At 68.8% G+C, this 9,553-nt stretch carries 9 protein-coding genes (1 of these 9 cut by a window edge); 2 read left to right on the top strand and 7 right to left on the bottom strand.

Annotated elements, in window-relative coordinates; genetic code table 11:
- The 3 genes from OG753_RS30110 to thyX form a co-directional block, all read right to left on the bottom strand.
- Nucleotides 1–1,575: the 5' portion of a ribonuclease J gene (locus OG753_RS30110; protein ID WP_327264745.1), read on the bottom strand. 111 nt of this gene lie to the left of the window's left edge; the window shows 1,575 of its 1,686 coding nt (coding positions 1–1,575); the start codon lies at nt 1,573–1,575; its stop codon lies off the left edge, out of view.
- A 124-nt stretch (nt 1,576–1,699) separates the two neighbouring features.
- Complete coding sequence (gene dapA, locus OG753_RS30105) at nt 1,700–2,599, bottom strand: 4-hydroxy-tetrahydrodipicolinate synthase (protein WP_327264744.1); 900 nt, start codon at nt 2,597–2,599, stop codon at nt 1,700–1,702.
- A gap of 200 nt (nt 2,600–2,799) precedes the next feature.
- Complete coding sequence (gene thyX, locus OG753_RS30100; RefSeq protein WP_401691681.1) at nt 2,800–3,540, bottom strand: FAD-dependent thymidylate synthase; 741 nt, start codon at nt 3,538–3,540, stop codon at nt 2,800–2,802.
- Nucleotides 3,541–3,763: 223 nt separating this feature from the next.
- Between thyX and OG753_RS30095 the strand changes: the two genes are divergently transcribed.
- Entirely contained in the window at nt 3,764–4,003 is a 240-nt protein-coding gene (locus tag OG753_RS30095) for a hypothetical protein (protein ID WP_327264743.1), read from the top strand.
- Nucleotides 4,004–4,051: 48 nt separating this feature from the next.
- The gene (locus OG753_RS30090; RefSeq protein WP_327264742.1) at nt 4,052–4,612 is read left to right on the top strand and encodes a hypothetical protein; all 561 of its coding nucleotides are present in this window, start codon (nt 4,052–4,054) and stop codon (nt 4,610–4,612) included.
- 35 nt (nt 4,613–4,647) lie between these two features.
- Here the strand turns inward: OG753_RS30090 and OG753_RS30085 are convergent, their stop codons facing one another.
- Genes OG753_RS30085 through OG753_RS30070 form a run of 4 tightly spaced genes read right to left on the bottom strand, consistent with a single transcriptional unit; the run spans nt 4,648 to nt 9,494 of the window.
- Nucleotides 4,648–5,100 carry a hypothetical protein gene (locus OG753_RS30085; protein ID WP_327264741.1) on the bottom strand — a complete coding sequence of 151 codons (453 nt, stop codon included), beginning with the start codon at nt 5,098–5,100 and terminating at the stop codon, nt 4,648–4,650.
- Between the two features lie 16 nt (nt 5,101–5,116).
- The gene (gene dapB, locus OG753_RS30080) at nt 5,117–5,869 is read right to left on the bottom strand and encodes a 4-hydroxy-tetrahydrodipicolinate reductase (protein ID WP_405790851.1); all 753 of its coding nucleotides are present in this window, start codon (nt 5,867–5,869) and stop codon (nt 5,117–5,119) included.
- Between the two features lie 26 nt (nt 5,870–5,895).
- A complete protein-coding gene (locus tag OG753_RS30075) occupies nt 5,896–7,275 on the bottom strand; it encodes a pitrilysin family protein (protein WP_327264739.1) in 1,380 nt (459 codons plus the stop codon).
- Nucleotides 7,272–9,494: a polyribonucleotide nucleotidyltransferase gene (locus tag OG753_RS30070; RefSeq protein ID WP_033223039.1), complete on the bottom strand. Its 2,223-nt coding sequence runs from the start codon at nt 9,492–9,494 to the stop codon at nt 7,272–7,274. The genes OG753_RS30075 and OG753_RS30070 overlap by 4 nt, the downstream gene beginning before the upstream one ends.
- Nucleotides 9,495–9,553: the final 59 nt, after the last annotated feature.

Here is a 9,553-nt window from a genome sequence, read left to right as displayed (position 1 = left end):
GCCGTCGGCCGCGGCGCGGGCGATGGCTTCCTCGATCTTCGGGATGACCGAGGAGAAGGCGGAGTCGTCGATGCCGGAGCCGCGGGCCTGGATGTTCGGGCCGGTGACGACCTTGCCGGTGGTGCTGTCCACCACGACGTAGACCGAGATGATGCCCTCGTCGCCGAGGATCCGGCGGTCCTTGAGCGAAGCCTCCGTGACGTCGCCGACCGAGAGGCCGTCCACGTACACGTAGCCGGCCTGGACCTTGCCGGAGATCCGGGCCTTGCCGTCGATCAGGTCGACGACCACGCCGTCCTCGGCGATGACGATGCGGTCCTTCGGGACGCCCGTCATGGCACCGAGCTCGGCGTTGGCGCGCAGGTGGCGCCACTCGCCGTGGACCGGCATCAGGTTCCGCGGCTTGCAGATGTTGTAGAAGTACAGCAGCTCGCCGGCCGAGGCGTGGCCCGAGACGTGCACCTTGGCGTTGCCCTTGTGGACGACGTTGGCGCCCCAGCGGGTCAGGCCGTTGATCACGCGGTAGACCGCGTTCTCGTTGCCCGGGATCAGCGACGACGCCAGGATCACGGTGTCGCCGGGGACGATCCGGATCTGGTGGTCGCGGTTGGCCATGCGGGACAGGGCGGCCATCGGCTCGCCCTGCGAACCCGTACAGACCAGCACGACCTCGTCGTCCGGGAGGTCGTCGAGAGTCTTGACGTCGACGACGAGACCGGCCGGGACCTTCAGGTAGCCGAGGTCACGGGCGATGCCCATGTTCCGGACCATCGAGCGGCCGACGAAGGCGACCCTGCGGTCGAACTCGTGAGCGGCGTCGAGGATCTGCTGGATGCGGTGCACGTGGCTGGCGAACGACGCCACGATGATCCGCTTCTGGGCACTCGCGAAAACTCCGCGAATGGCGTTGGAGATGTCGCGCTCGGGCGGGACGAAGCCCGGGACCTCGGCGTTCGTGGAGTCGGAGAGAAGGAGGTCGATGCCCTCTTCACTCAGACGTGCGAAGGCGTGCAGGTCGGTGAGGCGGTTGTCCAGCGGGAGCTGGTCCATCTTGAAGTCGCCGGTGGCCACGACCAGGCCGGCGCCGGTGCGGATGGCCACGGCCAGGGCGTCCGGGATGGAGTGGTTGACCGCGATGAACTCGCAGTCGAAGGGGCCGAGGGCCTCCCGCTCGCCTTCCTTCACCTCGAGGGTGTAGGGGCGGATGCGGTGCTCCTGGAGCTTCGCCTCGATGAGGGCCAGCGTCAGCTTGGAGCCGATCAGCGGGATGTCCGCCTTCTCCCGGAGGAGGTAGGGGACGGCGCCGATGTGGTCCTCGTGGCCGTGCGTGAGGACGATGCCGTCGATGTCGTCGAGGCGGTCCCTGATGGACGTGAAGTCCGGCAGGATCAGGTCGATGCCCGGCTGCTCCTCCTCGGGGAAGAGGACGCCGCAGTCGACGATCAGCAGACGGCCGTCGTACTCGAAGACGGTCATGTTGCGGCCGATCTCGCCGAGACCACCCAGGGGGGTGACTCTGAGGCCGCCCTTGGGCAGCTTCGGCGGCGGACCGAGTTCCGGATGCGGATGGCTCAAAAGTGTCTCCTCACCACGCACGCCACGTACCCCGGAAGGCACGTGGCGCGCATGTCATTCGTGCACTTGCTGTTGTCTGTTCCGTATTCGATTGTTCGCGCGTATTCGGTTGTGAAGTCTGTTGTCAGAGCTGTACCCCGCCGGCGGCAAGGTCGATCTTGAGCTGGGCCGTCTCTTCGGCGGTCAGCTCGATCAGCGGGAGCCGCAGCGGGCCCGCGGGCAGACCCTGCAGGTTCAGCGCGCCCTTGGTGGTCATGACGCCCTGGGTGCGGAACATGCCGGTGAAGACCGGGAGCAGCTTCTGGTGGATCTCGGTCGCCTTCTGGACGTCTCCGCCCAGGTGGGCCTCCAGCATGGCGCGCAGGTCCGGGGTGACCACGTGGCCGACGACGGAGACGAAGCCGACCGCGCCGACCGACAGGAGCGGCAGGTTCAGCATGTCATCGCCCGAGTACCAGGCCAGGCCGCTCTGCGCGATGGCCCAGCTTGCCCGGCCGAGGTCGCCCTTGGCGTCCTTGTTGGCAACGATACGGGGGTGCTCGGCCAGTCGTACCAGGGTTTCGGTGTCGATCGGGACACCGCTGCGGCCGGGGATGTCGTAGAGCATGACCGGCAGCCCGGTGGCGTCGGCGATCGCCGTGAAGTGCCGGAAGAGGCCTTCCTGCGGCGGCTTGCTGTAGTACGGGGTGACGGCGAGCAGGCCGTGGGCCCCGGTGCGCTCGGCCTGGCGGGCCAGCTCGAGGGTGTGGCGGGTGTCGTTGGTGCCGATGCCGGCGACCACGTGGGCGCGGTCTCCGACGGCTTCGAGTACGGCTCGTACGAGGTCGTTTTTCTCCGCGTCGGTGGTGGTCGGCGACTCACCGGTGGTGCCGTTGATGATCAGGCCGTCGTTGCCTGCGTCCACCAGGTGGACGGCGAGCTGCTGCGCGCCGTCGAGGTCGAGTGCGCCATCCGCCGTAAACGGCGTGATCATGGCGGTGAGGACCCGCCCGAAGGGGGTCTGCGGAGTCGAGATCGGAGCCATGGGTAACACGCTACTCGCTGCCATGCTCGCGGTGTCCCCTCGGGGGACGTCAACAGGGTGTTGGACGCCGGCACTGCCTGCTCGGGGGTTCAAGCAGTGCCGGGTCCGTTTGATCAGCCTAGATGAAGTTTACGAAACGTCGCAATACGGACACTTGGGACTTAACGCCGCACATCTGTACGCCGTAGGTGTACCGGCCCTTACGGGGCAACGCGACCGTTGCCGTTGTAGGCGGCGTACGTCAGCGGCATGAGCTTCGCCCAGTGCTGCTCCATCTTCTCGCCGACCATCTCGATCTCCCGCTGCGGGAAGGACGGAACGGCTGCGAGCTCGTGCTGCGTGCGCAGACCGAGGAAGTGCATCAGCGAGCGCGCGTTGCAGGTGGCGTACATCGAGGAGAAAAGACCGACCGGCAGGACCGAACGGGCAACCTCCCGGGCCACGCCCGCCGCGAGCATCTCCTGGTAGGCCTCGTAGGCCTGCACGTAGGAGTCCTCCATGACGCGACCGGTCAGCTCCTGCTGCGCCCGGGTGCCCTCGACGAAGACGTACTTGCCCGGGCGGCCCTCCTGGACCAGCTTGCGCTCGGCGTCCGGGACGTAGAAGACCGGCTCGAGCTCCCTGTAGCGGCCCGATTCCTCGTTGTACGACCAGCCCACGCGGTGACGCATGAACTCGCGGAAGACGAAGATCGGGGCACTGATGAAGAAGGTCATGGAGTTGTGCTCGAACGGGCTGCCGTGGCGGTCGCGCATCAGGTAGTTGATGAGGCCCTTGGAACGCTCCGGGTCCTTCTGCAGCTCCTCCAGGGACTGCTCGCCGGCCGTGGAGACGCGAGCGGCCCACAGCACGTCGGAGTCGGCGGCGGAGTGCTTCACCAGCTCCACCGTCACGTCACTGCGGAAGCTGGGTTTCAGATCTGAAGCGGCGGTTTCGCTCACCGGGGGTCCTTCCAAACGTGCGTCCTGGGGCGCGCCCACTCTACGGCGCCCCTCGCGGGGCCCATGCCGACGCACGCGGTGCACGGAGTGTGCGAGGGGCGTCGCACAGCTGACGCACCGCCATGAATTTTTCCTAATGTCCCGAAATCCGGCACGGATTGGACGGCTCGTACGTCCTCACTAGAAGAACCCGCATCCACCCACCCCGAGGAGATTCACCCTGATGTTCCTCCGGCGCGAACCCGTCCCGTTCGCCTTCGTCTCCGAGGCCGACCGTTTCCGAAGCAACGTCACTCCGCCGCCCCGCGAGCGGCTGGGCAGGACGCAGCTGGCCGCCCGTACCCTGGTCGGACTGACCGTGGTTGCGGGGCTCGCCGGCTCACTGCTCTTCGGTATGCCCGCGCTGCAGCCGAGCAAGGTGCCAGAGAAGTCGCAGCAGTCGGAGGCGTCCCAGGGGCGGTAGCCTCACGGGCACAGCCCAACCGAACGTGCATGTGAGTGAGGTCCAGCCGTGCCCCTGCCTTTCCTGACGGCCGACGGCGTATCCGATGCGGACGACGACGGCGACGAAATCCTGGCCCATGCCGACCAGGACCGCTGGCGTCGGCCCTACCGGCCCGGCCCCTGGCGCGTGGGCATCGGCGCGCTGCTGCTCCTGCTGTCCGCCTTCATGCTGCTGGCCACGATGATCGTCGCCTTCGCGGGCGGTTCGGGCGGGGCCGTCATCTGCCTGATCGCCGCCCTCGCAGTCGTCGGCTCGGCGGTGCAGACCCTGCGCGTCGGCGTATGGGTGAGCCCGGCGGGGCTGCGGCGGGTGGGGTTCTTCGTGACCCGCACCACCGCCTGGAGCGAGATCGGTGAGCTCCGTACGGTGCAGCAGCCGGTGCGCTGGCTCGGGCTGCCGAGGACCGTGCAGGGGCAGGCACTGACGATGTCGGCGCCGGACGGCGCGGAGCCGCCCGTGCTGCTGACCGACCACAACGCCGACTTCCTGTCGCGGACCGAGGCCTTCGACCGGGCCGCCGACACGGTGGGGGCGTGGGCCGACGAGTACCGGCCCGTGGCCGCCTGACCGGCCCGAACCGCCACCGGAAGCCCGTGCAGGGATCAGACCTGTACGGGCTTCTTGTCGTGCAGGGAGATCGCCCGCTGCATCGCCTTGCGCGCCCGCGGGGTGTCCCGGGCGTCGTGGTAGGCGACGGCGAGCCGGAACCAGCTGCGCCAGTCCCCCGGCGCGTCCTCGGTCTCGGCCTTGCGGCGCGCGAAGACCTCGTCGGCGGAATCCCGCAGGATCCTCCCGTACTTGTCCCGCTCCAGCTCGTCCACGGGCAGTCCGCCCTCGGCCTCCAGCTCGGTCGCGAGGAGGTTGGCCCGCGTGACGAACCGGGTGTTCTGCCAGAGGAACCAGACACCGATGACCGGCAGGATCAGCACGGCCACCCCGAAGGTGACGGTGAGCAGGGTGCCGTGCCGGATCAGCATCAGGCCCCGGCTGCCGACCAGGACGAAGTAGACCACCAGGACGGCGGCCGTGATGAAGTACGTGATCTTCGCGCGCATCGTGAAATCAGTCCGGTCAGCCCAGGTCGAGGAAGTGTTCCAGGCCGAAGGTGAGGCCCGGGGTCAGCGTCACTCGGCGCGCACCGAGCAGGATGCCCGGCATGAAGCTGCTGTGGTGCAGGGAATCGTGACGGATGGTCAGGGTCTCGCCCTCGCCGCCGAGGAGCACCTCCTGGTGGGCCAGCAGGCCGCGCAGGCGGATGGCGTGCACCGGGACGCCGTCGACGTCCGCGCCGCGCGCGCCGTCGAGGGCGGTGGCGGTGGCGTCGGGCTGGGCTCCGAGGCCGGCCTCGGCGCGGGCGGCCGCGATGAGCTGCGCCGTACGGGTCGCCGTGCCGGAGGGGGCGTCGACCTTGTTCGGGTGGTGCAGCTCGACGACCTCGACGGACTCGAAGTAGCGGGCTGCCTGGGCGGCGAACTTCATGGTGAGGACGGCACCGATGGAGAAGTTCGGGGCGATGAGCACACCGGTCTGCGGCGAGCCGGCGAGCCAGGTGTTCAGCTGGGCGAGGCGGTCCTCGGTCCAGCCGGTGGTACCGACCACTCCGTGGATGCCGTGGCGGATGAGGAAGTCCAGGTTCCCCATCACCGACGCCGGGGTGGTCAGCTCGACCGCGACCTGGGCGCCGGCCTCGGCCAGCGTCTCCAGCTTGTCGTCGCGGCCGAGCGCCGCGACCAGTTCCATGTCCTCGGCGGCCTCGACCGCCTTGACCGCCTCGGCGCCGATCCGGCCCTTGGCTCCGAGGACTGCCACGCGCAGCTTGCTCATCTTGCTTCCTTACTTGCCGTACGGAACTAGGCGACCGCTTCGTCGAGACGGGCGGCCTGCTTCTCCTTCAGCGGGCCGATCACCGCGAGCGAGGGCCGCTGGGCGAGTACATCCTGTGCGACCGAGCGGACGTCGTCCGGGGTCACGGCCGCGATCCGGGCCAGCATGTCGTCGACCGACATCTGGTCGCCCCAGCACAGCTCGCTCTTGCCGATGCGGTTCATGATCGCGCCGGTGTCCTCCAGGCCGAGGACGGTGGACCCGGAGAGCTGGCCGATGGCCCGCTTGATCTCGTCGTCGGCCAGTCCGTCGGTCGCGACCTTGTCGAGCTCGTCGCGGCAGATCCGGAGCACGTCGTGCACCTGGTTGGGGCGGCAGCCCGCGTACACGCCGAACAGGCCGGTGTCTGCGAAGCCCGAGGTGTACGAGTACACGCTGTAGGCGAGGCCGCGCTTCTCCCGGACCTCCTGGAAGAGGCGCGAGGACATGCCGCCGCCGAGGGCGGTGTTCAGTACGCCGAGCGCCCAGCGGCGTTCGTCGGTACGGGCGAGGCCCGGCATGCCGAGGACCACGTGGGCCTGCTCGGTCTTGCGGTTCACCAGCTCGACGCGGCCGGAGGTGCGGATGCGCTTGGTGCCGGTGCGCGGGCCGATCGGTTCGGCGTCGGTGCGGGTCAGCGCACCGGCCTTCTCGAAGGCGGCGCGGACCTGGCGGACGACCTTGTTGTGGTCGACGTTGCCGGCGGCGGCCACGACCAGGTGCGTCGGGTCGTAGTGCTTCTTGTAGAAGCGGCGGATCCGCTCGGCGCCCAGCGCGTTGATCGTATCGACGGTGCCGAGGACCGGGCGCCCCAGCGGGGTGTCCCCGTACATGGTCTCCGCGAACAGGTCGTGCACGACGTCGCCCGGGTCGTCCTCGGTCATCGCGATCTCTTCGAGGATGACCCCGCGCTCGGCGTCGACGTCCTCCTCGCGGATCAGCGAGCCGGTGAGCATGTCGCAGACCACGTCGATGGCCAGCGGCAGGTCGGTGTCGAGCACCCGGGCGTAGTAGCAGGTGTACTCCTTCGCCGTGAAGGCGTTCATCTCTCCGCCGACCGCGTCGATCGCGGAGGAGATGTCGAGGGCACTGCGCTTGTGGGTGCCCTTGAAGAGGAGGTGCTCCAGGTAGTGCGTGGCGCCGTTCAGCGTGGGCGTCTCGTCACGGGAGCCGACGTGCGCCCAGATGCCGAAGGTGGCGGAGCGGACGGAGGGCAGCGTCTCGGTGACGATGCGCAGCCCGCCGGGCAGGACCGTGCGCCGGACGGTGCCGATGCCGTTGCTGCCCTTTAGGAGGGTTTGGGTACGGGCGACGGCCCGCCCCTCCGAAGAGGGGCGGGCCGTCACACGGGAACTACGCGACATCACTTGTCGGAGTCGTCCTTGTCAGCGTCGTCACCGGCGGTCTCGCCGTCGATCACGGGGACCAGCGAGAGCTTGCCGCGCTGGTCGATCTCGGCGATCTCGACCTGGACCTTGGTACCGACCGCGAGCACGTCCTCGACGTTCTCCACGCGCTTGCCACCGGCGAGCTTGCGGATCTGCGAGATGTGCAGCAGGCCGTCCTTGCCGGGCATGAGGGAGACGAAGGCACCGAAGGTGGTGGTCTTGACGACCGTACCCAGGTAGCGCTCGCCGACCTCGGGCATGGTCGGGTTGGCGATCGAGTTGATCGTGGCACGGGCGGCCTCGGCGGCCGGACCGTCGGAGGCACCGATGTAGATGGTGCCGTCGTCCTCGATCGTGATCTCGGCGCCGGTGTCCTCCTGGATCTGGTTGATCATCTTGCCCTTGGGCCCGATGACCTCACCGATCTTGTCCACCGGGATCTTGACGGTGATGATCCGCGGGGCGAAGGGGGACATGGCGTCCGGCGTGTCGATCGCTTCCATCATCACGTCGAGGATGTGGAGGCGGGCGTCGCGGGCCTGCTTGAGGGCCGCGGCCAGGACGGAGGCCGGGATGCCGTCCAGCTTGGTGTCCAGCTGGAGGGCGGTGACGAACTCCTTGGTGCCGGCGACCTTGAAGTCCATGTCGCCGAAGGCGTCCTCCGCACCGAGGATGTCGGTGAGGGCGACGTAGTGCGTCTTGCCGTCGATCTCCTGGGAGATCAGGCCCATGGCGATACCGGCGACGGGGGCCTTGAGGGGCACACCGGCGTTCAGCAGCGACATGGTGGAGGCGCAGACCGAGCCCATGGACGTCGAACCGTTGGAGCCGAGGGCCTCGGACACCTGACGGATCGCGTAGGGGAACTCCTCGCGGGTCGGGAGGACCGGCACGATCGCGCGCTCGGCGAGCGCGCCGTGGCCGATCTCGCGGCGCTTCGGCGAACCGACGCGGCCGGTCTCGCCGACCGAGTACGGCGGGAAGTTGTAGTTGTGCATGTAGCGCTTGCGGGTCACCGGGGAGAGGGTGTCCAGCTGCTGCTCCATGCGGAGCATGTTGAGGGTGGTGACGCCCAGGATCTGGGTCTCGCCACGCTCGAACAGCGCCGAGCCGTGCACGCGCGGGATGGCCTCGACCTCGGCGGCGAGGGTACGGATGTCCGTGATCCCGCGGCCGTCGATGCGGACCTTGTCCTTGATGACGCGCTCGCGCACCAGGGCCTTGGTCAGGCTGCGGTAGGCGGCGGAGATCTCCTTCTCGCGGCCTTCGAAGGCCGGGAGGAGCTTCTCGGCGGCGATCTCCTTGACGCGGTCCAGCTCGGCCTCGCGGTCCTGCTTGCCCGCGATGGTCAGCGCCTGGGAGAGCTCGCCCTTGACGGCGGCCGCGAGGGCCTCGTACACGTCGTCCTGGTAGTCCAGGAAGACCGGGAACTCGCCCTCGGGCTTGGCGGCCTTGGCGGCCAGGTCCGACTGGGCCTTGCAGAGGACCTTGATGAAGGGCTTCGCGGCGTCGAGACCGGCGGCCACGACCTCCTCGGTCGGCGCCTCGGCGCCGCCCTTGACGAGGGCGATGGTCTTCTCGGTGGCCTCGGCCTCGACCATCATGATCGCGACGTCGCCGTCCTCCAGGACGCGACCCGCGACGACCATGTCGAAGACGGCGTCCTCGAGCTCGGTGTGCGTCGGGAACGCGACCCACTGGCCGCGGATCAGCGCGACGCGGACGCCGCCGATCGGGCCGGAGAAGGGCAGACCGGCCAGCTGCGTGGACGCGGAGGCGGCGTTGATCGCCACGACGTCGTACAGGTGGTCGGGGTTGAGCGCCATGATCGTGGCGACGACCTGGATCTCGTTGCGCAGGCCCTTCTTGAAGGACGGGCGCAGCGGGCGGTCGATCAGGCGGCAGGTGAGGATCGCGTCCTCGGAGGGGCGGCCCTCACGGCGGAAGAAGGAGCCGGGGATCTTGCCGGCCGCGTACTGCCGCTCCTCGACGTCCACCGTCAGGGGGAAGAAGTCGAGCTGGTCCTTGGGCTTCTTCGACGCGGTGGTGGCGGACAGCACCATCGTGTCGTCGTCCAGGTAGGCAACGGCGGAGCCGGCGGCCTGGCGGGCCAGACGGCCCGTCTCGAAGCGGATGGTGCGGGTGCCGAAGGAACCGTTGTCAATGACGGCCTCGGCGTAGTGGGTCTCGTTCTCCACTAGCGTTTTCTCCATTTTCGTCGTCTCCGTCCGTCGCCCGTGTGGCGGTGGACGGTTGC

Origin of the sequence: Streptomyces sp. NBC_00029 (genome assembly GCF_045160505.1) — a bacterium.
GTDB lineage: Bacteria > Actinomycetota > Actinomycetes > Streptomycetales > Streptomycetaceae > Streptomyces.
This window is presented reverse-complemented; position numbering and strand designations above follow the sequence as displayed.